Below are 25,348 nucleotides of genomic sequence, written 5' to 3'. Positions count from 1 at the left end.
CGTTCCGATACAGTAACCACAGTCGGCACGGCGTGCCCATCAAACCCCGAGGAGACCCCATGCAATTCGAATACTCGCCCAAGGTCAAGGACATGCAGGCCAGGCTGCTGGCTTTCTTCGACGAGCACATCTACCCGAACGAAAAGCGTTTCTACGCCGAGGTGCAGGCCAACCGCGAGGCCGGCAATGCATGGGTGCCGACCAAGGTCGTCGAAGAACTGAAGCCGCTGGCGCGCGAAGCAGGCCTGTGGAACCTGTTCCTGCCGCGTTCGAAGCGGGCGCCGGAAGGCCTGTCGAACCTGGAATACGCGCCGATGTGCGAGATCATGGGTCGGGTGCCCTGGTCCGCCGAGGTGTTCAACTGCGCCGCGCCGGACACCGGCAACATGGAAACGCTGGAGCGGTATGCATCGGAGGCGCTCAAGGACCAGTGGCTCGAACCGCTGCTCCGCGGCGAGATCCGGTCGGCGTTCCTGATGACCGAGCCGGCCGTGGCATCGTCGGACGCCACCAATATCGAATGCCGCATCGAGCGCGACGGCGACTATTACGTGATCAATGGCACCAAGTGGTGGTCGTCGGGTGCCGGCGACCCGCGCTGCAAGGTCTACATCGTGATGGGCAAGACCGATCCCCAGGCGGGCCGCCATGAGCAGCAGTCGATGATCGTGGTGCCGGCCGACACCCCGGGCATCACCATCAAACGCTTCCTGCCGGTGTTCGGCTACGACGACGCGCCGCACGGCCACATGGAAATCGAACTGAAGAACGTGCGCGTGCCGGCCAGCAACATCCTGCTGGGCGAAGGCCGCGGCTTCGAGATCGCACAGGGTCGCCTGGGCCCGGGCCGTATCCACCACTGCATGCGCAGTGTCGGCGTGGCCGAGCGCGCGCTGGAACTGATGTGCAAGCGCAGCCTGGAGCGCGTGGCGTTCGGCAAGGAAGTGGCCCGTCAGGGCGTGACGCAGGAGCGCATCGCCGAAGCCCGCTGCGATATCGAGATGGCCCGCCTGTTGACGCTGAAGGCGGCCTACATGATGGACACCGTGGGCAACAAGGTGGCCAAGGCCGAGATCGCGATGATCAAGGTGGTGGCACCGAACGTGGCGCTGCGCGTGATCGACTGGGCCATCCAGGTACACGGCGCCGCGGGCGTGTCCGGCGACTTCCCGCTGGCCAACTGGTGGGCGCACCAGCGCACGCTGCGCCTGGCCGACGGCCCGGACGAGGTGCACCGCAACGCCATCGCCAAGCTGGAGCTGGCCAAGCACATGAACGTCAGCGCCGACAGCATCCGGATGCCCGTGACGCGCGGCGCCTGACAGGCGCGAAAAGCCTGCCCGACCGACAAGCCCGGCCCCGTGCCGGGCTTTTTCATGTGCTGGCAGCAGGGTTATTCACTCTGTGCTTAAATGCCCCGGCCAATCTTCCATGGAGAGCGTTGCACATGATCGACGTCTACACCTGGGCCACTCCGAACGGCCACAAGGTCCATATCATGCTTGAGGAATGCGGCCTGGAATACAAGGTCCATCCCATCAATATCGGTGCCGGCGACCAGTTCGGCGCCGACTTTCTCAAGATCAGCCCCAACAACAAGATTCCGGCGATCGTCGACAGCGACGGCCCCGACGGCAAGCCGATCTCGCTGTTCGAATCGGGCGCGATCCTGCTGTACCTGGCCGGCAAGACCGGCAAGTTCCTGCCCGACGACGTGCGCGGCAAGTACGACGCGCTGCAGTGGCTGATGTTCCAGATGGGCGGCGTGGGCCCGATGCTGGGCCAGGCGCACCACTTCCGGATCTATGCGCCGGAAAAGATCGAGTATGCGGTGAACCGCTACACCAACGAGGCCAAGCGCCTGTACGGCGTGATCGACAAGCAGCTGTCGGCCCACGCCTGGCTGGCCGGCGACAGCTATTCGATCGCCGACATTGCCACGTTCCCGTGGCTGCGCAGCTGGCAAAACCAGGGCGTGGAACTGGACGACTACCCGCACCTGAAGCGCTGGTTCAACGAAATTGCCGAGCGTCCGGCCGTGAAGCGCGGCGTGGAGGTTCTGGCCAAGGAACGCAAGCCGCTGCAGTCGGACAAGGAACGCGAAATCCTGTTCGGCGCCACGCAGTACCAGCGGCGCTAGGCACGGGCGTCACCCGGACGGGTGACGTGTCCTCCACGGACTCAGGCCGGGCGTCTGGGTCCGGCCGTTGCCGGAATGACACAGAAATGAGAATCGATGCGGCCCATGGCATCGGGTGTCGGGGTCGGGTGACAACGCCTCTCCCGGCAGGGGCACGCGCATATCGGCATCGCATTTTGTTTAAATTGGAGCGTGCCCGGAGGGATGGCGGGATGCCCAATGGTCCGCGTGGCGCGGATTCCAGCCCATGGACGTGTTGTGGACCCCCTGTGGGATGGCGGTCTGTGATGACTGCCCGGCACGGCAACTGTGCCGCATTGGTGACAGGTGTATCGCTTACGATGAGGAACCGGCACCGATAGAACGACCAACTATAAGTTGTCGTTCCGCATAGATCGAGCCCTTAGTCTCGATCGACTTAGCGACTTACTATCCACACAGCAGCATATGACAGCAGACCCACTCAAGCTGTTCGGGCGACATTTGACCTGGTTGCGCAAGCAACGTGGCTGGTCTCAGGAGGCGCTGTCGCTGGAAAGCGGCCTGGCCCGATCCTACCTCAGCGGCATCGAGCGCGGCACGCGCAATGTTGCCCTGTATAACATTTGTACCCTTGCCGACACGCTCGGCGTTTCGCCTACCGAGATGCTTGACTTTTCGAAGCATCGGCCCGAAGAGGCGCAGGAAGCCCCGCGCTCGCCGTTCGACGCCGAGCAGTCTCCGTCGGTACAGGCAACGCTGCGCTATATGGCCGATCTCAACGACGTCGATCGCGATGTCGTGGCTGGCGTGGCACGGGCACTGGCGCGCCGGCACGCCCGTTGAAACGCCCCGCCCACGGCGGGGTGCCTGCAGGGCTCAGACGTTCAGCATGCCCTGCTGCTCGATAAAGGCAATCACCTGGTCCAGGCCTTGCCCTGACTTCACGCTGCCCATCACGAACGGACGATCGCCACGCATCTTGCGCGTATCGCTTTCCATGATGTCGAGCGACGCCCCCACGTAGGGCGCCAGGTCGGTCTTGTTGACCACCAGCAGGTCGGATTTCGTAATCCCCGGTCCGCCCTTGCGAGGAATCTTCTCACCCCCCGCCACATCGATCACGTAGATCGTCAGATCGGACAGTTCCGGGCTGAAGGTCGCGGCCAGATTGTCGCCGCCCGATTCGATGAACACCACGTCGGCATCCGGAAACCTGGCCAGCATGCGGTCCACGGCCTCCAGGTTGATCGAAGCGTCCTCGCGGATCGCCGTATGCGGGCAGCCGCCCGTTTCCACACCCATGATGCGCTCGGCCGGCAAGGCACCCGAGATGGTCAGCAGGCGCTGGTCTTCCTTGGTGTAGATATCGTTGGTGATGGCCACCAGGTCATAGCGGTCGCGCATGGCCTTGCAGAGCATTTCCAGCAGGGTGGTCTTGCCGGAGCCCACGGGGCCGCCCACGCCAACGCGCAGCGGAGGATTCTTCTTGGTACGGGTCATGATTCGGTCCAGGAACGCTAGGAGCGGAAAAGCCGGGAATACTGGGTCTCATGTCGCGCGGACAGCAGGCCCAGCATCGGAGAAAACGTGGAAAGCTGCGGCGGGTCGGCATCGGCGCGACGGGCCGCCTCTTCCACGGTGTCGAGCACATGGCGGTGCAGGCCGCGCAGGATCTGCTGGCCGGCCACCTGGCCCAGCGGCACCGCCTTGAGCGCGGCGGCCACCTGGTTTTCGGCCCAGTTGAAGGCGTAGGCGGCCAGCCCTTCGCGGGCATCGATATCCAGCGCCACGCACGCCGCGGCAAAGGCCGTGGGCAGGCACAGCGGCGACAGGCTGCGCAGGGTGTCGCGCAGCGCCGCATCGCCCCATTCCATCTGGCCGATCAGCCTGGCCAGCGACCAGCCCATCTGCTCGGTTTCGAGCCGCAATTCGGACGTTTCCCGGGTCACGTGGAACCAGTCGTTCCAGCGGGCGACCGCGGCCGCGTCCTGCTGCCGCCAGGCACGATGCAGCAGCAGCCAGACCGGCGCCTCGCATTGGGCCTGCACCTGCACGAGGTTGTCGCGAATCCAGTGCTCGGCCGTGCCGGCGTCACTGACCAGCCCGCAATCGATGGCCGCCTCCAGCCCCTGCGAATAGCTGAACCCGCCAATGGGCAACGCCGGCGATGCCAGGTGCAGCAGCGATATCAGTTGGGGGAGCGCGGTCATGACCAATGGCTCCGATTGCACGTTGCCGGCAACGTGGCGGGCTCGCCCTCTCCCCCAGCCCCTCTCCCGCAGGCGGGAGAGGGGAGAACACCGACTGCATTTGCTGCGCTGGTGGGAGAGGGAGCCAGCGGTTCGACCAGCCCATTGACGAGAGCAGCTTGACGAATGGCTTCCAGCACACCCTCGATCTGATCGTGGATCTCGTTGTTCCAGAAGCGGAGCACGGTGTAGCCCTGTTCCCGCAACCAGATATCGCGATCGACATCTCGAAGCGAGCCGTGCTGACCACCGTCGGCCTCGACGATCAGTTTGTGCGCCATGCAGATGAAATCGGCAATATACGGGCCGACTGGCTTCTGACGTTTGAATTTCAGGCCCAGGAAACGGCGGGCACGCAGGAAGTACCACAGGCGCTCTTCAGCTGCGGTTTGATGCGAACGTAGCTGTTTCGCGAATTCGTGGTGGGTCAGCCGCCTGCCCTCTCCCCCAGCCCCTCTCCCGCTGGCGGGAGAGGGGAGAGAACCAGCGGCATTTGCCACCTCGGTGGTGGTCTCCGCATTCCCGCACGCAGGAGAGGGGAGAAAACCCGCGGCATTTGCCACCTCGGTGGTGGTCTCCCCTCTCCCGCGCGCGGGAGAGGGGTCGGGGGAGAGGGCAAGCGCCTGATTCACGATGCCATCCGGTTAATGCTTGTGCCCGCAGTGCTCATCATGCACGTGGCCGTGGTCATGGTCGTGCGAATGACCGTGGTCGTGACCGTGACCATGCGCATGCCCGTGATGCTCGTGGAACACCGCCTGGGCCGCCGCGTAGTCTTCGGCGAACGTCGCGTCATGGCCGTGCTTGTGGCCGCCGCCGTAGGCGCCCGCTTCTGGCTCGAATGGCTGTTCGGCGCGCGCGATCTGCACGCCCAGGCGCGTCAGCATGTCGGCCAGCACCGGATCGTATTCCAGGCGCAGGTAGTCGCGCCCCACTTCCACTGGCGTGTGGCGGTTGCCCAGGTGATACGCGGCGCGCATCAGGGCCAGCGGGTCGGTGGCCGTCACCTGCAGCACCGATTCCGGCGCGGCCTGCACCTCGACGAAGGTGCCGTCTTCGGCCACCAGCAGGTCGCCGCCGCGCAGCACGGTGCCGCGCGGCAGGAACAGCGCCGCTTCGGCGCCGTTGTCGAGCGCCGCGCGCAGGCGGCTCTTGCTGCGGTCGCCGAACGGCAGGACCAGCTTGGGGGCGCGCCGCACCAGCACCGGTGCGATACCGTGCGGCGCGGGCAGGACTTTGTCGATCTTGATCACGGCTTCAGCTTCAGAACAGGAAGTAGCGTTGCGCCATCGGCAGCACCGTGGCGGGCTCGCACATCAGCAACTGGCCGTCGGCCACCACCTGGTAGGTCTCGGGGTCCACGGTCACGTGCGGCTGCCAGTCATTGTGAACCATGTCGCGCTTGTTGACCGAGCGGCATCCGCGCACGGCGGCCAGCGTCTTGGCCAGACCGTAGCGCCCGCCCACATCGGCCGCCAGTGCGGCCTGCGAGACAAAGGTCAGCGACGACTTCGGCAGCGCCCCGCCGGCCGACGCGAACATGGGCCGGTAATGCACCGGCTGCGGCGTCGGGATCGACGCATTGGGGTCGCCCATGGCCGCCGCCGCGATCATGCCGCCCTTCATGATCAGGCTCGGCTTCACACCGAAGAACGCCGGCTTCCACAGCACCAGGTCGGCCCACTTGCCCACTTCGATCGAGCCCACCTCGTGCGCGATGCCGTGCGTCAGGGCCGGGTTGATCGTGTACTTGGCGATATAGCGCCGCACGCGGAAATTATCGTGGCCACCGCGCGCGTCGTGCGGATCGCCGGGCAGCTTGCCGCGCTGGGCTGCCATCTTGTGCGCGGTCTGCCAGGTGCGGATGATGACCTCGCCCACGCGGCCCATGGCCTGGGAATCGCTGGAAATCATCGAGAACGCGCCCAGGTCGTGCAGGATGTCCTCGGCGGCGATGGTCTCGCGCCGGATGCGCGACTCGGCGAACGCAATGTCCTCGGCGATGGCCGGGTCCAGGTGATGGCAGACCATCAGCATGTCCAGGTGCTCGTCCAGCGTGTTCACCGTGTACGGCCGCGTGGGATTGGTCGACGACGGCAGCACGTTCGATTCCCCGCACACCTTGATGATGTCCGGCGCATGGCCGCCGCCCGCGCCCTCGGTGTGGTACGTATGGATCGTGCGGCCCTTGAACGCGGCGATGGTCGCCTCGACGAAGCCGCCCTCGTTCAGCGTATCGGTGTGGATGGCCACCTGCGTGTCGGTATCGTCGGCCACGGACAGGCAGGTGTCGATGGCCTGCGGCGTGGTGCCCCAGTCCTCGTGCAGCTTCAGGCCGATGGCCCCCGCTTGCACCTGCTCGGTCAGCGGCGCCGGCTGGCTGGCGTTGCCCTTGCCCAGGAAGCCGATATTCATCGGGTAGGCATCGGCGGCCTGCAGCATGCGCTCCATGTACCACGGTCCCGGCGTGACGGTGGTGGCGAAGGTGCCCGTGGCCGGGCCGGTGCCACCGCCGATCATCGTGGTCACGCCGCTCATCAGCGCCTCGTCGATCTGCTGCGGGCAGATGAAGTGGATGTGCGTGTCGATGCCGCCCGCCGTGACGATCATGCCCTCGCCCGCGATCACCTCGGTGCCAGGGCCCACGACGATGGTCACGCCCGGCTGGATGTCCGGGTTTCCGGCCTTGCCGATACCCGCGATGCGGCCGTGCTTGAGGCCGATGTCGGCCTTGACGATGCCCCAGTGGTCGATGATCAGCGCGTTGGTGATGACGGTGTCCACGCAATCCTTAGACATGCGCTGGCTCTGGCCCATGCCGTCGCGAATCACCTTGCCGCCGCCGAACTTCACCTCCTCGCCATAGATCGTGAAGTCCTTTTCCACCTCGATGACCAGGCCGGTATCGGCCAGCCGCAGGCGATCGCCGGTGGTGGGGCCGAACATCTCGGCGTAGGCCTGCCGTGAAATCTTCACGCTCATCACAGTGCTCCCATGATCTTGCCGTTGAAGCCGTAGACGATGCGGTCGCCATCGAGCGCCACCAGCTGCACCGTGCGCGACTGGCCCGGCTCGAAGCGCACCGCCGTGCCGGCCGCGATGTCGAGCCGGAAGCCGCGCGCGGCTTCGCGGTCGAACGACAGCGCCGCATTGGTTTCGTAGAAGTGGAAGTGCGACCCTACCTGCACCGGCCGGTCGCCCGTATTGGCCACGGTCACGCTGACCGTGGCGCGGCCCGCGTTCAGTTCGATCTCGCCGTCCAGCGGCATCAGTTCACCGGGAATCATCGCCTGGCTCCTTTGCGAACGTCAGGCCACCAGCAGGCCAACGCCATACAGCGCCACGCCCGCCCCGGCCACGCGTGCCATCCAGCCCGCATGGCGACGCAGGAACGCGCCAACGCCAATACCCATCACATGCAGCGTCATCGTGCTGACGGCAAAGCCGCCCACATAGGCCAGCACGCCGGGCAGCGCCGCCGCGGTGGCCGGCAGCTCCGCACCGTGCGCGTAGCCGTGGAACAGCGCAAAGCCGCCGACGATGGCCATGCCGGACAGCGCCGGCAGCTTCGCACGCATCGCCACCAGCAGGCCGATCACGAGCAGCGAGACCGCGATCATCGGCTCCACGGCCGGCAGCGTCACCCCGGCCAGCCCCAGCGCGGCGCCCACCAGCATCATCGCGACGAAGGCCAGCGGCAGGCGCAGCATGTCCAGCTTCGACGCCCCCTGGCCGAAGGCACCGTTCGGCGTGGCGATCAGTGCGCTCCAGACTCCAACGGCGGCCATCGCCAGCAGGTGGTCGGCACCGGTGAACGGGTGGGCCAGGCCGGCGAACAGGCTGGCGCCGACCGTGGCGGCGTCGTGGCCGGGGTGGGCGAAGGCGGAGACGGCGGCCAGCGAGAGCGTGGCGCCGGTCATGACGCGGGCGAAAGTCGGGCGTTGCATAGGGTTGGTCCTCTTCTTGTTGAGCGTTCGGTTCGGGCGATGGGCCGGGATGGGCCGGGGATGGGCCGGGGATGGGCTTCAGACGATCGGGTGGTGCACGGTGACCAGCTTGGTGCCGTCCGGGAACGTGGCTTCCACCTGGATTTCCGGAATCATCTCGGCCACGCCGTCCATGACGTCCTCGCGGCGCAGCACCGTGGTGCCTTCGTGCATCAGTTCGGCCACGGTGCGGCCATCCCGCGCGCCTTCCATGATGGCGGCGGTGATCAGCGCCACCGACTCGGGGTAGTTGAGCTTGAGCCCGCGCGCCCGGCGGCGCTCGGCCAGCAGGGCGGCGGTGAAGATCAGCAGCTTGTCTTTCTCGCGCGGCGTCAGTTCCATGTTGGCTTTTCCGTTCTGGTGTTCTTGTTGGCGTTCTTGCTGGCGTTCTTGTTGATGTGCCGTCAGGTGGCCCAGAGCCGCAGGGGCCGGGCCGGCACGCCGTGGATCGGCATGCGCAGGGTATTCCAGCAATCGATCATCAGGTGGCGCACCGCCTCCATGTCGCGGCCCAGCACGCGGACCAGCAGCATCGACTGGCTTGCCGGTTGCCCACGGCCTGCCAGGCAGGTCACGCCGGCCCGGAGGTCCGGGCGATACGGCAACCGTTCGGCCAGCGATTCGGCCAGTTCCTGCGTGGCGCCCTGCCCCACGGCCCACAGCGTGGCCAGGATGGGCAGGCCGTCCATGCCGGCCAGCGCGCCGCGCAATGGCGAGCCGGCGTCGAGAAGCGATTGCTCGATCCACAGCGCACCGTCCAGGCCGGCAATACGTGTATCGAGCCGCAGCGAACCGCGCACCCAATGCTCGCCCGAAGCCAGCCGGCCCAGCACCACGGCGTCCCAGCCGATGGCGCTGCCGCCGGGCGCCACCACCACGTCGGTGGCAATGCGCGCCCGGGCATCGTCGAACACGATGTTCTCCTGCGGCAGCCAGTCCAGCCGGGCCCCTTCGGCCACTTCGATACGCACCTGCTGCGCCGCGTCGCGGCCCTGCGACTTGTACCACTTGGTGGCGCCCGGCGTCGCCAGCACGGCGTGCGCGCCGGCTTCCACGGCGATGTCGATATCGAGCAGATCACCCCCTGCCACGCCGGCCGGCGGGTGCAGCACCACGCCATGACAGATGGCCCCTTCGGGGTAGAGCGGCTTCTGCACGCGCAACGGCCCCTCGTGCCGGCGCTCGACCATGGCGGTGCGGCCCGCGCGGTCTGCAAAGCGCAGGCGCAGGCTGGCGTGCCATCCAGCAGGCATGGCGAGTGACGAAGGAAAATCCGGATGACGCATGATGAAGAAGGCAGGCGCGGGCGCGCGCGGAGGTATCCCACGGATCATAGCGCGCGGCCGCCGTCACCGGAAGGCGCGGCAACGCGCGTGCCGTCGGCGGGGCATCACACCGCGATCAGTTCCCGCACGCCGTCCTGTTCCATCGTCGCCCCCGCGCCCTTGGCCACCACTTCGCCCCGGCTCATCACCACGTAATGATCGGCCAGATGGCGCGCGAATTCGTAGTACTGCTCCACCAGCAGCACGGTCATGCCGAATTCGTCCACCAGCAGGCGCAGCGCGCGGCCGATGTCCTGGATGATCGACGGCTGGATGCCCTCGGTCGGCTCGTCAAGAATCAGCAGCTGAGGCTCGCTCATCAGCGCGCGGCCGATGGCCAGCTGTTGCTGCTGCCCGCCCGACAGGTCGCCGCCCCGGCGCTGGCGCATCGTGCGCAGCACGGGAAACAGCTCGTAGATGCGGTCGGGTACGCCGGCCGGCTTGCCCCGGCTGGCGGCGCCGATCAGCAGGTTTTCCTCGACGCTCAGGCGCGGAAAGATCTCCCGGCCCTGCGGCACGTAGGCCAGCCCGGCCGATACGCGCTCATAGGGCGCCTTCTTCTCCAGCGCCTTGCCGTCCCAGCTGACGCTGCCGCTGCGCGTGGGCACCACGCCCATCAGGCATTTGAGCAGCGTGCTCTTGCCCACGCCGTTGCGGCCCAGCAGCGTCGTCAGCTTGCCGTGCGGCACCTCGAACGACACATCGCGCAGGATGTGGCTGCCGCCGTAAAACTGGTTCAGTGCATTGACCTGCAGCATGGTTATCTTCCCAGGTAGGATTCGATCACGCGCTCGTCGCGCTTGACGGCGTCGAGGGTGCCCTCGGCCAGCAAACTGCCTTCGGCCAGCACCGTCACCCGGCCGGCATCGCCCGCCAGCGCGGCCACGAACTCCATGTCGTGCTCCACGACCATCATCGAGCAGCTGCCGCGCAGGCTGTTGAGCAGCGCCGCCAGTTGCATGGTTTCCTCGTCGGTCATGCCGGCCACGGGCTCATCGAGCAGCAGCAGCTGCGGCTGCTGCATCAGCAGCATGCCGATCTCCAGCCGCTGCTTCTGGCCGTGCGACAGCAGGCCGGCGGGCCGGTAGGCCTCGTCCTCCAGGCCCGTCAGCGCCAGGGTTTCCTCGATCCGGCGGTGTCCTTCGCCGGTCAGCCGCGCCCGCAGCGACGACCACCAGCGCTTGTCGGCCTTCATCGCCAGTTCCAGGTTCTCCCATACCGCGTGCTGCTCGAACACGGTGGGCTTCTGGAACTTGCGGCCGATGCCGGTCTGGGCGATCTTCGGCTCGGTCATCCGCATCAGGTCGATGGTCTGGCCGAGGAACACGCGTCCCGTGACGTTCGCGTTGCGCGGCCCGGTCTTGCCGGTGATGACGTCCATCATGGTCGTCTTGCCGGCGCCGTTCGGGCCGATCACGCAGCGCAGTTCGCCATGGTCTATCGACAGCGACAGCTTGTTCAGCGCGCGGAAGCCGTCGAACTGCACGGTCAGGTCCTCGATATAGAGGATGGGCCCGTGCGTGGTGTCGATGACACCGGGTTCGACGATGCGGCCCAGGCCGGTGGCGTCTCCGCTCTCTGCCTGTTGCAGTCCCAGCGCGGCGTTCATGCGTTGCTCCCTTGTTGCGGCGCCACCGCCGCTTCATCGGTGGCCGCCTCGATCTTTTCCGCGGCGGTGCGCTGGCCCCGCAGGCGCCGCACCAGCCCCACCACGCCATCGGGCAGGTACAGCGTCACCAGCACGAACATCGCGCCGAGCAGGAACAGCCAGTACTCGGCAAAGTAGGCCGTGAACATGGTCTTGGCGCCGTTCACCAGGAACGCGCCGACGATGGGCCCGATCAGGGTGCCGCGGCCACCCACGGCAACCCATACGGCCATCTCGATCGAGTTCGCCGGCGACATCTCGCCCGGGTTGATGATGCCCACCTGCGGCACGTACAGCGCGCCCGCAATGCCGCACAGCACGGCCGAGAACGTCCAGACGAACAGCTTGTAGCCCAGCGGGTTGTAGCCCGAGAACATCACGCGCGTTTCGGCGTCGCGCACGGCGGTCACCACGCGGCCCAGCTTCGACGTGACGATGTAGCGGCACGCAACGAAGCCGGCCACCAGCGCCAGAAAGGTCAGCACGAACAGGGCGGCGCGGGTCTGCGGCGCGGCCACCGCGAAGCCGGCGATGCGCTTGAAGTCCGTGAAGCCGTTGTTGCCGCCGAATCCCGTCTCATTGCGGAAGAACAGCAGCATCGCGGCATAGGTCATGGCCTGCGTGATGATCGACAGGTACACGCCCTTGATGCGCGACCGGAACGCGAAGAAGCCGAACAGCCACGCCAGCACGCCGGGTACCAGCACCACCAGCAGCAGCGCATACGGCAGGTGCTCGGTGCCGTGCCAGAACCAAGGCAGTTCCTTCCAGTCCAGGAACACCATGAAGTCGGGCAGGTCGCTCTTGTAGACCCCCTCGCGGCCGATCGAGCGCATCAGGTACATGCCCATCGCATAGCCGCCCAGGGCGAAGAACAGGCCGTGGCCCAGGCTCAGGATGCCGCAGTAGCCCCACACCAGGTCCAGCGCGATGGCCGCCAGCGCAAAGCACATGATCTTGCCGAACAGCGTCAGCGCGTAGGCCGACAGGTGCAGCGGATGGGTCTCCGGCAGCACCAGCGCGCAGATGGGCACACCGATGGCCACGACCACGGTCAGCAGCACCAGCAGCGTCCATACGCGGCCCGAGAACAGCGGCTGGCGCTCCGGCACCGACAGCTTGAACGCCTTGCGGGATGAAGAGGAAAAGCTGCTCATGTCAGGCCTCCGCGCTGCGCCCCTTGAGCGCGAAAAGTCCCTGCGGCCGCTTCTGGATGAACAGCACGATCAGCACGAGGACGAAGATCTTGGCCAGCACCGCGCCGTAGAACGGCTCGATGAACTTGTTGATGATGCCCAGGCCGAATGCCCCGACGATGGTGCCGGCCAGCTGCCCCACCCCGCCCAGCACCACGACCATGAACGAATCGATGATGTACGCCTGCCCCAGGTCGGGGCCCACATTGCCGATCTGCGACAGCGCGCAGCCGCCCAGCCCGGCAATGCCGGCGCCGAACGCAAACGCGTAGCTGTCCACCTTCCACGTGCGCACGCCCACGCAGGCCGCCATGGTGCGGTTCTGCGTCGTGGCGCGCACGAACAGGCCCAGACGGGTACGGTTCAGCACGGCCCACGCCACGGCCACCACGGCCAGCGCGAACAGGATGATGACCACGCGGTTGTACGGGATCACGAGCCCGGCCATCGCATCGAAGCCGCCGCTCATCCACACCGGATTGGCCACCTCCACGTTCTGCGCGCCGAAGATCGTGCGCACGGCCTGCATCAGCAGCAGGCTGATACCGAACGTGGCCAGCAGCGTTTCCAGCGGGCGGCCGTACAGATGCCGCAGCACGATCCGCTCCAGTGCGAAGCCAACCACGCCAGCCGCCAGGAACGAGGCCGGCAGCGCCGCCACCAGATACCAGTCGAACGCATTGGGCGCATAGGCGCGGAACAGCGTCTGCACCACGTACGTGGCATAGGCGCCAATCATCAGGAATTCGCCGTGCGCCATGTTGATGACGCCGATCAGGCCATACGTGATGGCCAGGCCCAGCGCCGCCAGCAGCAGCACGCTGCCCAGACTCAGGCCGGCGAACAGGTTGCCCAGCAGTTCGGCGCGGCGCTGTTCGCTGCGCATCTGGTCGATGGCCTGCTGGGCGGCCACGCGCACGCCCTCGTCGGCTTCCTTGTATTTGCCGGCATCGTCCTTTTCCATCAGCGGCATCAGCTTCTGGCGCGACTGCGGGTTGCTGTCGCTGCCCAGGATGCGGATGGCATCGAGCCGTGCGTCGCGAGGGGCCTCGGTGCCCTGGGCCAGTACGGTATTGGCCCAGATCACGTCCAGGCGGGCACGCAGCCCGGCATCGGCCTCGGCCTTGCGGGCGGCCTCGACCGCCTCGCGCGACGCGTTCCCGGGCTGGTCGAGCAGCGTGTTGATGGCCTGCGTGCGTACCGCGATGTCCGGCGACTGCAGCAGCAGGCTGCTGGCGGCGCTGTCGACGATGGTGCGCAGGCTGTTGTTCAGCGTCAGCGATTCCAGCGCGTCGCTCTTCACGGCGACGGGCTTGCCGCTGATGGCATCGAGATACTTGTCACCCTCCTGGCGCACCATGCCGACCGATGGCTCGTACTGCAGCGCATCGTCCTGCAGTGCCTTCAGGATCGGACCGGCCTGTTCGGCCGGCGCCTGCGTGACTTTGGCAAGCGCGGCGGTCTTGGCGTCGAAGTCGTCCTCGGCCAGCGGCTTCAGGTCGGCCTGCGTGAGCGGCGTGGCGGCCCAGAGCGGGGCAGCAGCCAGCAGCAACGCGGCGAGCATGGCGCGCAGCCACGAGCGGATATTGGGTCGGTGCATTCAGGAGCCTGGTTCGCGCGATGGATCGCGTCTAGTATTGTTCTTGTCCTTGCTCCCCTCTCCCGCCTGCGGGAGAGGGGCCGGGGGTGAGGGCACGGCAGGTCAAATCGCCGCACTCGCATCTTGAGAGGTTTTACCCTCGCCCCCACCCCTCTCCCACTGCATGGGAGAGGGGAGCGCATAACAACGGTCGGCAGCGCTTAGTTTCCGCCGACCTTGTCGGCCTTGCCTTCGTTACCCGCGATGAACGGGCTCCACGGCTGCGCACGGATCGGCTTCGGCGTTTTCCAGACCACGTTGAACTGGCCGTCGCCCTTCACTTCGCCGATCATCACGGGCTTGTACAGGTGATGGTTGTCGCCCATGGTCAGCGTGAAGCCGTCCGGCGCCTTGAAGGTCTGGCCGTACATGGCGGCGCGCACCTTGTCCACGTCGGTGGTGCCGGCCTTCTTCACGGCCTGGGCCCACATGTGGATACCGACGTAGGTGGCTTCCATCGGGTCGTTGGTCACGCGCTTGTCGCCGCCGGGCAGGTTGTTGGCCTTGACCCATGCCGCCCACTGCTTCTTGAACGCGTCGTTCTCGCCGTTCTTGACCGACATGAAGTAGTTCCAGGCGGCCAGGTGGCCCACCAGCGGCTTGGTGTCGATGCCGCGCAGTTCTTCCTCGCCCACCGAGAAGGCCACCACCGGCACGTCCTTGGCCTTCAGGCCGGCGTTGCCCAGTTCCTTGTAGAACGGCACGTTGGAGTCGCCGTTGATCGTCGAGATCACGGCCGTCTTGCCGCCCTGCGAGAACTTCTTGATGTTGGCGACGATGGTCTGGTAGTCGCTATGGCCAAACGGGGTGTAGACCTCTTCGATGTCCTTGTCGGCCACGCCCTTGCTCTTCAGGAACGCGCGCAGGATCTTGTTGGTGGTGCGCGGATACACGTAGTCGGTGCCCAGCAGGAAGAAGCGCTTGGCGCCGCCGCCCTCCTTGCTCATCAGGTATTCCACGGCCGGGATGGCCTGCTGGTTCGGCGCGGCACCCGTGTAGAACACGTTCTTGGACATTTCCTCGCCTTCGTACTGCACCGGGTAGAACAGCAACGCGTTGGTCTCTTCATAGACCGGCAGCACCGACTTGCGCGACACGGACGTCCAGCAGCCGAACGTCACGGCTACCTTGTCCTTGGTGATCAGCTGGCGGGCCTTCTCGGCGAACAGCGGCCAGTTGGAAGCGGGGTCGACCACCACGGGCTCGAGCTTGCGGCCCAGCACGCCGCCGCTCTTGTTGATCTCGTCGATCGTCATCAGCGCCACGTCCTTGAGCGAAGTCTCGGAGATGGCCATGGTGCCCGACAGCGAATGCAGGATGCCGACCTTGATCGGTTCCTTCGTCTGCGCCATCAGCGGGCTGGTACCGATCATCGCCGCGGCGGCTACTGCCGACAGCTTCAGCATGTCACGTCGTTTCATTGCAGCTCCCATTCTGTCCAATTTGTCGTATGTGGTCAGGGACTACGCACCCCGGGTAACGCTTCTGCAACTTGCGTGCCAAGCCCGGCAACGACCGCAAACCGTTGCCAGGCAACGGCGGCGAGACAAATCGGATGGGACGGAGCAGGGGCGCACCAGTAAGGTGCCGGGCGGGCGAAGGGGCAGGAACGGACGCATGCACCGGCGACGTGCATCGGCCCGATGCGGTGCACGGCTGGAAGGGGATCGGTGCGCGGCGCACCAGCGGCAAGATTTCGGATGGGAGGCCCACGGCCCCACCCTCCCGCCGCGGCCTGAAGCGGCCGGGGAAAAATGCAATAAAAAACGGGGCCGCAGGGGCCCCGTTTCTTCAGATACCGGTGACGACGGTCACTTGCTCATCCACGGCATCATGTTGGCGTTCATGTTGTGCATGATCCAGAGCGAGCCGGCCAGCACGATGAACAGGATCAGGACGGTGAACAGCAGTGCCATCACGTTCCACTTCTGGCCATCCGAGCCGTCCAGGTGCAGGAAGTACTTCAGGTGCACGATGATCTGCACCACGGCCATGCCCAGGATGATCCAGAGCGTGGTGGCGCGGTCGATCGAGCCGTCCATCACGATCTTGAACGGGATCACGGTCAGGATCACCGCCAGCACGAAGCCGATCACATACGACTTGACGCTGCTGTGGCCATGCGACGCGCCATGGGCGGCGCTTGCGTGTTGCTGTGCCATTTACATTGCTCCCATCAGGTAGACCACGGTGAACACACCGATCCAGACCACGTCCAGGAAGTGCCAGAACAGGCTGAGGCAGTTCAGGCGCTTGGCCACGGCCGGGGTCAGGCCCTTCTTCGACAGCTGGTACATCAGCACGAGCATCCACAGCATGCCGCTTGCCACGTGCAGGCCGTGGGTGCCCACGAGCGTGAAGAACGACGACAGGAAGGCGCTGCGGCTCGGGCCGGCACCTTCATGGATCAGGTGCGCGAACTCGTTGATTTCCATCGCCATGAAGCCTGCGCCCAGCAGGAACGTCACGGCCAGCCAGAACATCACGCGGCCGCGCTGCTGGTTCTGCATCGACATCATGGCAAAGCCGTAGGTGATCGACGAGAACAGCAGGATTGCCGTTTCCACGAGCACGTAGTTGAGCTCGAACAGCTCCTTGCCCGACGGGCCACCCGCCACTTCGCCGCGCAGGACGGCGAACGCGGCGAACAGGCACGCGAACAGGATGCAGTCGCTCATCAGGTACAGCCAGAAACCGAAGATGGTGTTCTCGCTGGTGTCGTGATGGGCGTGGTCATGCGACTCGTCGTGCGAGTGCGCATGCGCGGGGGCTTGCGCCCCAAAGCGGTCAAGAACTTCTGTCGACATCGTTATCAGCCCTGTGCAGCCACACGCTGCTGGTAGCGGGTTTCGATCTGCTCGACCTCGGCGGCCGGCACGTAGTAGTCGATGTGGTCATCGTTGGCGCGACGGATGAACGCCACCACCATGCCGACCAGGCCAACGGCGGCAAGCCACCAGATGTGCCAGATCAGCGCGAAGCCCAGCGCCAGGCTCCAGGCACCCATGTAGAAGCCGGCAGCCGTGTTCTTCGGCATGTGGATCTGCTCGAAGCCACTGGTCGGCAGCTTCTCGCCACGGGCCTTCATGTCGGCGAACGCGTCCAGGTCACGCACCACCGGGGTGTGCGCGAAGTTGTAGAACGGCGGCGGCGACGACGTGGCCCATTCCAGCGTACGGCCACCCCACGGGTCGCCCGTCACGTCGGCCAGCTTCTTGCGGTCGCGGATCGACACGACGATCTGCAGCACCTGGAAGAAGATGCCCAGTGCCACGAAAACCACGCCCACCACGGCCAGATGCAGCCACGGCGTCCATTCCGGGTTGTTCGTGTGGTTCAGACGACGGGTCATGCCCATCAGGCCCAGCACGTACAGCGGCATGAAGGCGAAGTAGAAACCGACGATCCAGCACCAGAACGCGCACTTGCCCAGACGCTCGTTCAGCTTGAAGCCGAACGCCTTCGGCCACCAGTAGGTGATGCCGGCCAGGTAGCCGAACAGCACGCCGCCGATGATCACGTTGTGGAAGTGGGCAATCAGGAACAGACTGTTATGCAGCACGAAGTCCGCTGCGGGCACGGCCATCAGCACGCCGGTCATGCCGCCGATCACGAACGTGATCATGAAGCCCAGCGTCCACAGCACCGGCGACGTGAACTGCACGCGGCCACGGTACATCGTGAACAGCCAGTTGAAGATCTTCACGCCCGTCGGGATCGAGATGATCATCGTCGTGATGCCGAAGAACGCGTTCACGTTGGCGCCGGAGCCCATCGTGAAGAAGTGGTGCAGCCACACGATGAACGACAGCACCATGATCGCGCTCGTTGCATAAACCATCGACTTGTAGCCGAACAGCTTCTTGCCCGAGAACGTGGCGATGATTTCCGAGAAGATACCGAATGCCGGCAGCACCAGGATGTAGACCTCGGGGTGGCCCCAGATCCAGATCAGGTTCACGTACATCATGGCGTTGCCGCCGCCGTCGTTCGTGAAGAAGTGCATGTCGAAGTAACGGTCCAGACCCAGCAGGGCCAGCGACACCGTCAGCACCGGGAAGGCGGCCACGATCAGCACGTTGGTGCAGAAGACCGTCCACGTGAACACCGGCATGCGCATCAGGGTCATGCCCGGGGCGCGCATCTTCAGGATCGTCACCAGGAAGTTCACGCCGGTCAGCAGCGTGCCCAACCCTGAAATCTGCAAGGACCAGAGGTAGTAGTCCACCCCCACGCCCGGGCTGTAGTCCAGGCCCGACAGCGGCGGATAGGCCAGCCAGCCCGTACGCGCGAATTCGCCAACCCCCAGCGAGATGTTGACCAGCAGCGCGCCGGCCACGAACAGCCAGAAGCTCAGCGTGTTCAGGAACGGGAACGCCACGTCGCGCGCGCCGATCTGCAGCGGCACCACGAGGTTCATCAGGCCCGTCATCAGCGGCATGGCCACGAAGAAGATCATGATCACGCCGTGGGCCGTGAACACCTGGTCATAGTGCTCGGGCGGCAGGAAGCCGGTGGCGCCGTTGGTGGCAACCGCCAGCTGGGTACGCATCATGATGGCGTCGGCAAAGCCGCGCAGCAGCATGATCAGCGCCACCAGCGAGTACATCACGCCGATGCGCTTGTGGTCGACCGAAGTGATCCATTCGACCCACAGGTAGTTCCACTTCTTGAAATACGTGATCGCGCCGAGCAGCCCCAGCCCGCCAAGGGCCACGCAGCTCAGCGTGATCATGATGATCGGCTCATGAAACGGAATCGCCGACAAACTCAATTTGCCAAACATCATTGCTCCTAGATTTGCGCGCCCACGGCCGGCTTGGCCGGCGTGGTCATGGATACACGCTCTTCGCCAAGCGTGTTACGCGACGTGCAGACCGGACCGCCATCGAAACCTTCGCGGGCCATGGCACGGCCGTCGTGCCCCATGTATTGATGCAGGATGCCGGTAAACAGGCCGTCTTCGATCTTGCCGAAGTACGTCACCGGATCTGCTTCGCTCGGCTTGGCCAGGACCTTGTAGTCCTCGGCACCGAGCTGCTTGCTGGACGCGCGCACCTGTTCCACCCACTTGTCGAAGTCGAAGTTCGACATCGCGATGGTCTTGAACTTCATGCCCGAGAAGCCGCCGCCGCTGTAGTTGGCGGACATGCCGTCGTACGTGCCGGCTTCATTGGCGATGAGGTGCAGCTTGGTCTCCATCCCGGCCATGGCGTACACCTGGCTGCCCAGTTGCGGGATGAAGAACGAATTCATGATCGAATCCGACGTGATCTTGAAGTTCACCGGCGTGTTCACCGGCAGCGCCAGCTGGTTGACCGTCGCGATCTTCAGTTCCGGATAAATGAACAGCCATTTCCAGTTCATCGCCACGGCTTCGACCTGCACCGGCTTGACGTTCGACTCCAGCGGCTTGTAGGGATCGAGATCGTGCGACGACTTCCAGGTGATGATGCCCAGCGCGATGATGATCAGGCAGGGAATCAGCCAGACCACGACTTCGATCTTGGTCGAGTGCGACCAGTCCGGGTCGTAGGTGGCCGACGTGTTGCTGGCGCGATACTTCCACGCGAACACGATCGTCAGGATGATCACCGGCACCACGACCAGCAGCATCAGCCAGGTGGCGATCAGGATGATGCCCTTGATGTCGACGCCGACTTGCCCCTTCGGGTTCATCAGCGCGTAGTCGCAGCCGGCCAGCAGGAGCAGGCCAAGGCAAGGCAGGTACCGCATCAGGCGCGGCATTGTTGATGTGTTCATGTCACGACGGTCTGGTTGCGCCACGCCTGTGCACAAGCGAGGCACTGCCGCCTGCTGCACGAGGCAACGGGCTGGCTGGGCTGGGAAAAACCGGGGACGTGTCCAAAGCTGGCGCAAGCGTTGATGGGGCGAGCAAGCACCGGCGGACCATGCGGCCGGGCAACGCCGTGAGCGCGGCTGGACAGCAACTGACGACTGCGTGCGCGAAACGCCGGGGGCGGAAGCGTGCGCTGAGGTAACCGACTGCCTGAACTGCGATCGTTCCCGGTTCGGAGCAGCCACCGGGACAAGCGTTGTGTCACGATGCTCACGCGATTTCCGCCTGCTTTTGACCGACCCGCCAGCGCAGCGAGCACGGTCTCCGAGCGGATATCGCATTACTTAAAACATCGTTGGGCGCGAATGTACCGCAACGCAACATTGCGGGTAAACCCAAACACAACGGAAACACTGTTCTTTTAACCGGACAATGTTCTTGATGTCGCGCAAAGGAAACAGATCACGTCGTGAACGTATTTGTCATGCGATTCTTCTGGACAAAAGAAAGGGGCCGCGTTCTAGCGGCCCCGCTCCGCTGCACCCCTGCAACGGCTAGGAGTAGCGCCGGCTGATCGATTCCGCCACGCAGACGGGGCGATCGCTGCCCTCGCGTTCGATGGTGACTTCCCAGGTCGACTGAGCGCCGAGCAGGCCGTTTGGCAACGGATCGAGCCGCTCGACCTTGAGCAGCTTCACGCGCGCGCGCAGCTTGCTGCCGACCGGCACCGGCGAGGTGAACCTCACCCGGTTCAGCCCGTAGTTGACGCCCATCTTGACGCCTTCCATGTGGATGGCGTTCTGCATGAACTGCGGCAGTAGCGACAACGTCAGGAACCCATGCGCCACCGGGGCGCCGAATGGCGACTCCCGCTTGGCGCGCTCGACGTCGACGTGGATCCACTGATGATCGCCCGTCGCCTCGGCAAACAGGTTCACCTGCTGCTGCGTGATTTCGGACCAGTCGCTGACGGCCACTTCCTGGCCCTGGAGGGACTCCAGCTCTTCCAGCGATGCAATGGTGCGCATATGACTTGTCTCCTATTGTCTTGTCGTCTTGTCGCCTTGTTGCCTGGCTGCGTGGCTTCCTGCCGCGCCCGCACCGGCCTCAGGCCGGACGGCGCTTGTACATGCCCATGCCCTTGACCGTACACACCACCTCGCCCTTCTGGTTGGTGCCCACCCACTGCGTCATCACCACCCCGCGGTCGGGCTTCGTGCTGGACGGGCGCTTCTCCAGGATCTTCAGCACGGCGCTCAGCGTGTCGCCGGCATAGACCGGCTTGATCCAGCGCACCTCGTCCACGCCGGGAGACCCCATGCTGGTCGAGCGGTCGCCCATCGACTGTACCAGCAGCCGCATGATGATGCCGCAGGTCATCCAGCCGCTGGAAATCAGGCCACCGTAGATGCTGCTTTCCGCCGCGGCCTTGTCGATGTGGAACGGCTGGGGATCGTATTGGCGCGCAAACGCGAGGATCTCCTCCTCGGTAACGTGGTAGCTGCCAAGCGGGATCTCGCTGCCGACGACATAGTCTTCGAAGTACATCCTGTTGGACATCGTGGGCTCCAAAGCAAAAAACCGCGCTCGGGGTCGCCGGCGCGGTTCAGGTCAAACACTACGGTCAGGCGGCTTCCTGGAAGCCCGGCTGGCTTGCGAAGCGGCCCAGGTGATGGTCCACGTCGCCAAACGTCGTGTTGATCATGGTCAGCCGCTTGAACATGTGCGCGGCCGGCAGTTCGTCGGTCACGCCCATGCCGCCGTGAATCTGCACGGCTTCCTGACCGACCGAGCGCGCCGCCTGGCCCACCCGCGCCTTGGCAGCCGACACGTAGCGGCGGCGTTCTTCCGGCGACGATTCCTCGAAGCGGGCGGCAGCCAGCAGCGTGATCGAACGCGACTGCTCGGCATGGATGAACATTTCCACCATGCGGTGCTGCAGCGCCTGGAAGCGCGCGATCGGCACGCCGAACTGCTGGCGCGTCTTGGCGTATTCGAGCGTGGCGGCGTTCAGCGTGTCCATCACGCCGACTGCCTCGGCGCACAGCAGCACGGCGGCGTAGTCGGCCGTCGCCTCCAGCACGTCAAAGCCCTTGCCTTCGGCACCGAGCAGCGTGGCCGGCGCGTCGGTAAACGTCACGTCGGCCGCACGCAGGTTGTCGATTGTGCGGTAGTCCTTGACGCTGACGCCGGCCCCGTTCGTATCGACCAGGAACAGCGAGATGCCATCACGATCGGACTGGGCGCCGCCGGTACGGGCCGACACCACCAGCTTGTCAGCCTGCGCACCGTGGATCGCCACCACCTTGCGACCGTTGAGCTTGCCGCCCTTGGCCGTCACCGTCACGTTGTTCAGTTCGTAGCGCGCCTGCGGCTCGTTGAACGCCGTGGCCAGCTTCACCTCGCCGCCGGCCACCTGCTCCAGCACCGCCTCCTGGCCGCCGGCCAGCTTCAGCGCCTGCGCGGCCACCACGGTGGCGAAGTACGGCTCCACGATCAGGCCACGGCCCAGCTGCTCCTGCACCACCATCATGTCGACGGCCGTACCCGAGAAACCGCCCTGCGCTTCCGGCACCGGCAGCGCGGTCAGGCCCAGTTCCACCAGGGCGCCCCACGCCTGCTCACCGTAGCCTGCCTCGGTCTTGATGTTCTTCTTGCGCGATTCGAAGTCGTAGCTCTTTTCGACAAAACGGCGAATCGCGTCGGCCAGCTGCTTCTGTTCGTCGCTGAGATTGAAGTTCATGTCGCGTGTCTCCTCACAGCCCCAGAATCATCTGGCTGATGATGTTCTTTTGAATTTCGTTGGAACCACCGTAGATCGACGTCTTGCGGTAGTTGAAGTAGTAGGCGGCCAGCGGCGCGGCATCGTCGTAGCCGGTCACGGCATGGTCGTGCTCGCATTCGAGGTAGGCGGTGTCGAACGGCTGCGCGTACGGACCCACGGCCTCCACCATCAGCTCGGTCAGCATTTGCTGGATCTCGGTGCCCTTGATCTTGAGCATCGAGGCTTCCGGGCCGGGGCCCTTGCCGGCGGCTTCGCTCGACACCACGCGGAGCACCGTGATTTCCAGCGCCATCAGCTCGATTTCCAGCGCGGCCACCTTGGCGCCGAACACCGGATCGGCCAGCAGCGGCTTGCCGTTCTTCTGCTGCTGACGCGCCACGCGCTTCAGGAACCCCAGTTCGCGCTTGGAATTGCCCACGCGGGCAATGCCGGTGCGCTCGTGGCCCAGCAGGTACTTGGCGTAGGTCCAGCCGCGGTTCTCTTCGCCCACGCGGTTTTCGACCGGCACCTTCACGTTGTCGAAGAAGACTTCGTTCACCTCGTGCTCTTCGTCGAGCATGATGATCGGGCGCACGGTGATACCGGGCGTCTTCATGTCGATCAGCAGGAACGAGATGCCTTCCTGCTTCTTGGCTTCAGGATCGGTGCGCACCAGGCAGAAGATCATGTCGGCGTGCTGGCCCAGCGTGGTCCAGGTCTTCTGGCCGTTCACGATGTAGTGCTTGCCATCCGACGTCAGTTCGGCACGCGTCTTCAGCGATGCGAGGTCGGAACCCGAGCCGGGCTCCGAATAGCCCTGGCACCACCAGTCGGTGCAGTCGAGGATACGCGGCAGGTAGTACGACTTCTGCTCGGCGTTGCCGTACTTCATGATCACGGGCGCAACCATCGCCACACCGAACGGCAGGACGCCGGGTGCGCCGACGCGGGCATTTTCCTCGTCCCAGATATGGCGTTGCGTGGCGTTCCAGCCCGTACCGCCGAATTCCACCGGCCAGTGCGGCACCGACCAGCCCTTGCCGGCCAGGATCTTGTGCCAGCGCACCAGATCGTCGCGGTTGGGGCGGCGGTGGTTGAGCACCTTTTCGCTGATTTCCGCCGGCAGGTTGGCTTCGAGCCAGCTGCGCACTTCCTGACGGAAGGCGTTGTCCGCCGCCGAGTAGTTGAGATCCATGCCCGTCTCCATAGGTGGTGCCGGCGGGCGCCGGCCGATTGTTTTACCTGCGCATCGCTGCGCTGGTAAAACCGGGCACAGGATGCTTGTTCAGTGGGCCGTCTGCTTCAATGCGTCCGGCACGATGAGCGGAAAGGTGTCGATGCCCTCTTCAGCCAGCGCCTGCACATCCTCGGCGGTGGCCGAACCGCGAATGCCGCGTTCGGGCGCCTCCTCGTAATGCATGCGCCGCGCTTCCTCCACGAAGCGGTCTCCCACGTCCTCGGTCTGCGCCAGCACCTGCCGCACGGCCTTCAGGTAGTGGGCCTGCAGCGCCTGCATCATCTGCCGGGCTTCGGCCTTGCCTGGTTCGCCATCGCGGCCCTGCGTCGGCGCCGGCTTCGCGGTGGCACCCGACAGATTCAGGCGCGGCGCGCTGGGCAGGCGGCTGACCGCATGATCGCCACAGACCGGGCATTGGACGAGGTCGCGTGAAATCTGCGATTGCGCATCTTCCTCCGAGGCAAACCAGCCCTCGAAACGATGGTCTTGCGCACAGCGCAGGTCGAGCACCTTCATGATCTTTCCAGCCCGTCGGGGCAATGTTAGCCGTGAATCGAAATTTTGTGAACGGTCGTGCTAATTTTTTTGCAGCCGTTTTTGCCTGGCAGGATACGTAGGAAACACAATCCCGCCGATGGCAGCCTATTTAGGCGCCGAGCCCTTAAAAATCAAGGGAAAACCCGTGGTTCGCGCCTCGCCAAGCTTAGCAGCAAAGCGACGTTCTAGCCGGCCGACCGTGCGGTCGGGAACGGCGGTTCGGCCTGTTCGCCGGGCTGCCAGCTGCCCGAGACGATTTTCTCCAGCCAGAACGCGCCGATGATCGTCTTCACGTCGGTAATGCGGCCTTGCCGCACCCAGTCAATGACCTGTCCGACAGGTGTGACGAAGGTCTCAAGGAATTCACCGTCGTCGAGCTTCGACTCGCCGGCCGTCAGATCGCGTGCCAGGAACAGGTCGATGAACTCGGTCGAATAGGAAATGACGGGGTGGATGCGTGTCAGGTAGTCCCAGCGCGCTGCCGTGTAGCCGGTTTCTTCCAGCAGTTCGCGCTTGCCGCACACCAGCGCGCCCTCTTCCGGGTCGAGCTTGCCGGCCGGGAATTCGAGCATGACTTCGCCCACCGGATAGCGGAATTGGCGCTCCATCAGCACGGTGCCATCGTCGAACAGCGGGATCATCATGACCGCGCCCGGATGCAGCACGTACTCGCGCCCGGCCTGCTTGCCGTCGGGCAGGCGCACGATGTCTTGCTTGAGGGTCAGGAATTTCCCGCGGTGGATGGTTGCCGAAGCGACCGGCGTCTCGCGGAGATGGTCGTCCGAGACTTCGGACGACTGGGAGGAAACGGGGAGAGTCTTGTCGGTCATGCGCGCTCCGGAGAT

The 25,348-nt window shown here is 65.2% G+C and carries 27 protein-coding genes; 3 read left to right on the top strand and 24 right to left on the bottom strand.

Features of this window, described 5'->3' with window-relative positions; all coding sequences use genetic code 11:
* The first annotated feature begins 59 nt into the window (after positions 1-59).
* The 3 genes from AC3G88_RS08100 (at position 60) to AC3G88_RS08090 (ending at position 2,965) form a co-directional block, all read left to right on the top strand.
* Complete coding sequence (locus AC3G88_RS08100; RefSeq protein WP_488771247.1) at positions 60-1,322, top strand: acyl-CoA dehydrogenase family protein; 1,263 nt, start codon at positions 60-62, stop codon at positions 1,320-1,322.
* A gap of 125 nt (positions 1,323-1,447) precedes the next feature.
* Positions 1,448-2,140 (top strand): glutathione binding-like protein, encoded by a 693-nt coding sequence (locus tag AC3G88_RS08095; RefSeq protein ID WP_488771245.1) that lies wholly within the window; start codon positions 1,448-1,450, stop codon positions 2,138-2,140.
* A gap of 447 nt (positions 2,141-2,587) precedes the next feature.
* Complete coding sequence (locus AC3G88_RS08090; protein WP_400397103.1) at positions 2,588-2,965, top strand: helix-turn-helix domain-containing protein; 378 nt, start codon at positions 2,588-2,590, stop codon at positions 2,963-2,965.
* A 33-nt stretch (positions 2,966-2,998) separates the two neighbouring features.
* On the opposite strand, the gene ureG is transcribed toward AC3G88_RS08090, so the two are convergent.
* The 24 genes from ureG to AC3G88_RS07970 all read right to left on the bottom strand — a co-directional run bounded on the left by ureG (position 2,999) and on the right by AC3G88_RS07970 (position 25,333).
* Positions 2,999-3,622, bottom strand: a complete 624-nt coding sequence (gene ureG / locus AC3G88_RS08085) for an urease accessory protein UreG (RefSeq protein ID WP_092594629.1) — start codon at positions 3,620-3,622, stop codon at positions 2,999-3,001.
* 17 nt (positions 3,623-3,639) lie between these two features.
* Entirely contained in the window at positions 3,640-4,332 is a 693-nt protein-coding gene (locus tag AC3G88_RS08080; protein WP_488771244.1) for an urease accessory protein UreF, read from the bottom strand.
* Positions 4,329-4,871 carry an endonuclease domain-containing protein gene (locus AC3G88_RS08075; RefSeq protein WP_488771368.1) on the bottom strand — a complete coding sequence of 181 codons (543 nt, stop codon included), beginning with the start codon at positions 4,869-4,871 and terminating at the stop codon, positions 4,329-4,331. Before AC3G88_RS08075 ends, AC3G88_RS08080 begins: the two co-directional genes overlap by 4 nt.
* 144 nt (positions 4,872-5,015) lie before the next feature.
* Complete coding sequence (ureE, locus tag AC3G88_RS08070; RefSeq protein ID WP_488771243.1) at positions 5,016-5,624, bottom strand: urease accessory protein UreE; 609 nt, start codon at positions 5,622-5,624, stop codon at positions 5,016-5,018.
* A 10-nt stretch (positions 5,625-5,634) separates the two neighbouring features.
* Positions 5,635-7,353 (bottom strand): urease subunit alpha, encoded by a 1,719-nt coding sequence (gene ureC / locus AC3G88_RS08065; RefSeq protein WP_488771242.1) that lies wholly within the window; start codon positions 7,351-7,353, stop codon positions 5,635-5,637.
* A complete protein-coding gene (locus AC3G88_RS08060) occupies positions 7,353-7,658 on the bottom strand; it encodes an urease subunit beta (RefSeq protein WP_092594635.1) in 306 nt (101 codons plus the stop codon). The genes ureC and AC3G88_RS08060 overlap by 1 nt, the downstream gene beginning before the upstream one ends.
* A 21-nt stretch (positions 7,659-7,679) precedes the next feature.
* Complete coding sequence (locus tag AC3G88_RS08055) at positions 7,680-8,318, bottom strand: HupE/UreJ family protein (protein WP_488771241.1); 639 nt, start codon at positions 8,316-8,318, stop codon at positions 7,680-7,682.
* Positions 8,319-8,396: 78 nt separating this feature from the next.
* Positions 8,397-8,699, bottom strand: a complete 303-nt coding sequence (locus AC3G88_RS08050; RefSeq protein ID WP_092594639.1) for an urease subunit gamma — start codon at positions 8,697-8,699, stop codon at positions 8,397-8,399.
* A 62-nt stretch (positions 8,700-8,761) separates the two neighbouring features.
* Positions 8,762-9,643 carry an urease accessory protein UreD gene (locus AC3G88_RS08045; protein WP_488771240.1) on the bottom strand — a complete coding sequence of 294 codons (882 nt, stop codon included), beginning with the start codon at positions 9,641-9,643 and terminating at the stop codon, positions 8,762-8,764.
* Positions 9,644-9,747: 104 nt separating this feature from the next.
* Positions 9,748-10,440: an urea ABC transporter ATP-binding subunit UrtE gene (gene urtE / locus AC3G88_RS08040; RefSeq protein WP_153947602.1), complete on the bottom strand. Its 693-nt coding sequence runs from the start codon at positions 10,438-10,440 to the stop codon at positions 9,748-9,750.
* Between the two features lie 2 nt (positions 10,441-10,442).
* Positions 10,443-11,291 (bottom strand): urea ABC transporter ATP-binding protein UrtD, encoded by an 849-nt coding sequence (gene urtD, locus AC3G88_RS08035; protein ID WP_092594643.1) that lies wholly within the window; start codon positions 11,289-11,291, stop codon positions 10,443-10,445.
* Positions 11,288-12,487: an urea ABC transporter permease subunit UrtC gene (urtC, locus tag AC3G88_RS08030; RefSeq protein ID WP_488771239.1), complete on the bottom strand. Its 1,200-nt coding sequence runs from the start codon at positions 12,485-12,487 to the stop codon at positions 11,288-11,290. The genes urtD and urtC overlap by 4 nt, the downstream gene beginning before the upstream one ends.
* 1 nt (position 12,488) lies before the next feature.
* Positions 12,489-14,126, bottom strand: a complete 1,638-nt coding sequence (gene urtB / locus AC3G88_RS08025) for an urea ABC transporter permease subunit UrtB (protein WP_488771237.1) — start codon at positions 14,124-14,126, stop codon at positions 12,489-12,491.
* 200 nt (positions 14,127-14,326) lie between these two features.
* The gene (urtA, locus tag AC3G88_RS08020; RefSeq protein ID WP_400391175.1) at positions 14,327-15,586 is read right to left on the bottom strand and encodes an urea ABC transporter substrate-binding protein; all 1,260 of its coding nucleotides are present in this window, start codon (positions 15,584-15,586) and stop codon (positions 14,327-14,329) included.
* Between the two features lie 390 nt (positions 15,587-15,976).
* Positions 15,977-16,327 carry a cytochrome o ubiquinol oxidase subunit IV gene (cyoD, locus tag AC3G88_RS08015; protein ID WP_092594651.1) on the bottom strand — a complete coding sequence of 117 codons (351 nt, stop codon included), beginning with the start codon at positions 16,325-16,327 and terminating at the stop codon, positions 15,977-15,979.
* Positions 16,328-16,972 (bottom strand): cytochrome o ubiquinol oxidase subunit III, encoded by a 645-nt coding sequence (cyoC, locus tag AC3G88_RS08010; RefSeq protein ID WP_488771236.1) that lies wholly within the window; start codon positions 16,970-16,972, stop codon positions 16,328-16,330.
* A gap of 5 nt (positions 16,973-16,977) precedes the next feature.
* On the bottom strand, positions 16,978-18,951 hold the full coding sequence (gene cyoB / locus AC3G88_RS08005; protein ID WP_092594655.1) for a cytochrome o ubiquinol oxidase subunit I: 1,974 nt from the start codon (positions 18,949-18,951) through the stop codon (positions 16,978-16,980).
* 8 nt (positions 18,952-18,959) lie between these two features.
* A complete protein-coding gene (gene cyoA, locus AC3G88_RS08000) occupies positions 18,960-19,928 on the bottom strand; it encodes a ubiquinol oxidase subunit II (RefSeq protein ID WP_029050831.1) in 969 nt (322 codons plus the stop codon).
* 591 nt (positions 19,929-20,519) lie between these two features.
* A complete protein-coding gene (locus AC3G88_RS07995; RefSeq protein ID WP_029050832.1) occupies positions 20,520-20,993 on the bottom strand; it encodes a MaoC family dehydratase in 474 nt (157 codons plus the stop codon).
* Between the two features lie 79 nt (positions 20,994-21,072).
* The gene (locus AC3G88_RS07990; RefSeq protein ID WP_488893258.1) at positions 21,073-21,525 is read right to left on the bottom strand and encodes a MaoC family dehydratase; all 453 of its coding nucleotides are present in this window, start codon (positions 21,523-21,525) and stop codon (positions 21,073-21,075) included.
* Between the two features lie 64 nt (positions 21,526-21,589).
* The gene (locus tag AC3G88_RS07985; RefSeq protein ID WP_488771233.1) at positions 21,590-22,708 is read right to left on the bottom strand and encodes an acyl-CoA dehydrogenase family protein; all 1,119 of its coding nucleotides are present in this window, start codon (positions 22,706-22,708) and stop codon (positions 21,590-21,592) included.
* A gap of 13 nt (positions 22,709-22,721) precedes the next feature.
* On the bottom strand, positions 22,722-23,924 hold the full coding sequence (locus AC3G88_RS07980; RefSeq protein ID WP_092594657.1) for an acyl-CoA dehydrogenase family protein: 1,203 nt from the start codon (positions 23,922-23,924) through the stop codon (positions 22,722-22,724).
* A 90-nt stretch (positions 23,925-24,014) separates the two neighbouring features.
* Positions 24,015-24,482 (bottom strand): DUF1178 family protein, encoded by a 468-nt coding sequence (locus AC3G88_RS07975; RefSeq protein ID WP_066738969.1) that lies wholly within the window; start codon positions 24,480-24,482, stop codon positions 24,015-24,017.
* Between the two features lie 206 nt (positions 24,483-24,688).
* A complete protein-coding gene (locus AC3G88_RS07970) occupies positions 24,689-25,333 on the bottom strand; it encodes an NUDIX domain-containing protein (RefSeq protein ID WP_488771232.1) in 645 nt (214 codons plus the stop codon).
* Positions 25,334-25,348 lie beyond the last annotated feature (15 nt).

The sequence above is a fragment of the Cupriavidus sp. 86D6 genome (genome assembly GCF_057815095.1).
The sequence above is the reverse complement of the archived record's forward strand: the minus strand, read 5'-3'. Positions and strand labels throughout refer to the sequence as shown.

Bases quoted from the DNA above. Each gene is read 5' to 3' on its own strand.
- AC3G88_RS08100 (WP_488771247.1), top strand. From the start codon at position 60: ATGCAATTCGAATACTCGCCCAAGGTCAAGGACATGCAGGCCAGGCTG.
- AC3G88_RS08095 (WP_488771245.1), top strand. From the start codon at position 1,448: ATGATCGACGTCTACACCTGGGCCACTCCGAACGGCCACAAGGTCCAT.
- AC3G88_RS08090 (WP_400397103.1), top strand. From the start codon at position 2,588: ATGACAGCAGACCCACTCAAGCTGTTCGGGCGACATTTGACCTGGTTG.
- ureG (WP_092594629.1), bottom strand. From the start codon at position 3,622: ATGACCCGTACCAAGAAGAATCCTCCGCTGCGCGTTGGCGTGGGCGGC.
- AC3G88_RS08080 (WP_488771244.1), bottom strand. From the start codon at position 4,332: ATGACCGCGCTCCCCCAACTGATATCGCTGCTGCACCTGGCATCGCCG.
- ureC (WP_488771242.1), bottom strand. From the start codon at position 7,353: ATGAGCGTGAAGATTTCACGGCAGGCCTACGCCGAGATGTTCGGCCCC.
- AC3G88_RS08060 (WP_092594635.1), bottom strand. From the start codon at position 7,658: ATGATTCCCGGTGAACTGATGCCGCTGGACGGCGAGATCGAACTGAAC.
- AC3G88_RS08055 (WP_488771241.1), bottom strand. From the start codon at position 8,318: ATGCAACGCCCGACTTTCGCCCGCGTCATGACCGGCGCCACGCTCTCG.
- AC3G88_RS08050 (WP_092594639.1), bottom strand. From the start codon at position 8,699: ATGGAACTGACGCCGCGCGAGAAAGACAAGCTGCTGATCTTCACCGCC.
- AC3G88_RS08045 (WP_488771240.1), bottom strand. From the start codon at position 9,643: ATGCGTCATCCGGATTTTCCTTCGTCACTCGCCATGCCTGCTGGATGG.
- urtE (WP_153947602.1), bottom strand. From the start codon at position 10,440: ATGCTGCAGGTCAATGCACTGAACCAGTTTTACGGCGGCAGCCACATC.
- urtD (WP_092594643.1), bottom strand. From the start codon at position 11,291: ATGAACGCCGCGCTGGGACTGCAACAGGCAGAGAGCGGAGACGCCACC.
- urtC (WP_488771239.1), bottom strand. From the start codon at position 12,487: ATGAGCAGCTTTTCCTCTTCATCCCGCAAGGCGTTCAAGCTGTCGGTG.
- urtB (WP_488771237.1), bottom strand. From the start codon at position 14,126: ATGCACCGACCCAATATCCGCTCGTGGCTGCGCGCCATGCTCGCCGCG.
- urtA (WP_400391175.1), bottom strand. From the start codon at position 15,586: ATGAAACGACGTGACATGCTGAAGCTGTCGGCAGTAGCCGCCGCGGCG.
- cyoD (WP_092594651.1), bottom strand. From the start codon at position 16,327: ATGGCACAGCAACACGCAAGCGCCGCCCATGGCGCGTCGCATGGCCAC.
- cyoC (WP_488771236.1), bottom strand. From the start codon at position 16,972: ATGTCGACAGAAGTTCTTGACCGCTTTGGGGCGCAAGCCCCCGCGCAT.
- cyoB (WP_092594655.1), bottom strand. From the start codon at position 18,951: ATGTTTGGCAAATTGAGTTTGTCGGCGATTCCGTTTCATGAGCCGATC.
- cyoA (WP_029050831.1), bottom strand. From the start codon at position 19,928: ATGAACACATCAACAATGCCGCGCCTGATGCGGTACCTGCCTTGCCTT.
- AC3G88_RS07995 (WP_029050832.1), bottom strand. From the start codon at position 20,993: ATGCGCACCATTGCATCGCTGGAAGAGCTGGAGTCCCTCCAGGGCCAG.
- AC3G88_RS07990 (WP_488893258.1), bottom strand. From the start codon at position 21,525: ATGTCCAACAGGATGTACTTCGAAGACTATGTCGTCGGCAGCGAGATC.
- AC3G88_RS07985 (WP_488771233.1), bottom strand. From the start codon at position 22,708: ATGAACTTCAATCTCAGCGACGAACAGAAGCAGCTGGCCGACGCGATT.
- AC3G88_RS07980 (WP_092594657.1), bottom strand. From the start codon at position 23,924: ATGGATCTCAACTACTCGGCGGCGGACAACGCCTTCCGTCAGGAAGTG.
- AC3G88_RS07975 (WP_066738969.1), bottom strand. From the start codon at position 24,482: ATGAAGGTGCTCGACCTGCGCTGTGCGCAAGACCATCGTTTCGAGGGC.
- AC3G88_RS07970 (WP_488771232.1), bottom strand. From the start codon at position 25,333: ATGACCGACAAGACTCTCCCCGTTTCCTCCCAGTCGTCCGAAGTCTCG.